This is a genomic window from Marinomonas sp. TW1 (genome assembly GCF_001625355.1).
Classification (GTDB): domain Bacteria; phylum Pseudomonadota; class Gammaproteobacteria; order Pseudomonadales; family Marinomonadaceae; genus Marinomonas.
The window spans coordinates 1-732 of the sequence record NZ_JSEE01000046.1 but is presented as its reverse complement, the minus strand read 5'-3'; the positions used below and the strand labels follow the sequence as shown (position 1 = coordinate 732).

Here is a 732-nt window from a genome sequence, read left to right as displayed (position 1 = left end):
GAGAATACTAAAGTTGGTAATGGGGTTATCATTGATAACCAAGGTCAAATTGCTCATAACGTAATTATTGGTGATAATAGCGCAATTGCGGGTTGCTCTGCGATTGCTGGCAGTACTCATATAGGTCAACGTTGTACTATTTCTGGTGGTGTCGGCATTATTGGGCATTTAACAATTGTTGATGATGTTCATGTGACTGCCATGAGTTTGGTGAGTAAGTCTATCCATAAAGCGGGCTCTTACTCTTCAGGTACTGGGTTAGAGGCAACGGATAAATGGCGTAAATCAGCCGTAAGGGTGACTTCTTTGTATATGTTTAAACGGCTCTCAAAGCCAGCAAGCAGTTCTGGTTGGTTTTCCGCCTTTAGCTGTACTTTTTTATGGCTTGGCGTTTTTTGTTCAATGGCACTCTTGTTAGCGCTAGTCGATTCATCGGTATTGTTGCATGCGGTTAACGTGGTGCTAGCAAGTAATACTACAGCGGCAATTTTTGTTAGTTTTATTGCTTTCATAGCAGGTCTCTATAAAAAGGTTGCCTAGAGACTAAAAAAAAATGAAGCTGAGTGCAATAGAAAGGAGGAATTTAATTGCTTAACGCTAACGGCCTTTTGTAAACGTAAGCTCAAGAGAGCAAAAAGGAAATGTTATAAAGGGTAAGGCAATTTTAGGCATAAAAAAACCGACCTAGGTCGGTTTTTTAATCATTCATCAAGATTAACTAGATGAAGATAA

1 pseudogene is annotated in these 732 nt (G+C 39.5%); it reads left to right on the top strand.

Annotated elements, in window-relative coordinates:
- Positions 1-540: pseudogene (locus OA79_RS18510) on the top strand (hypothetical protein); the annotation flags it as partial.
- Positions 541-732 lie beyond the last annotated feature (192 nt).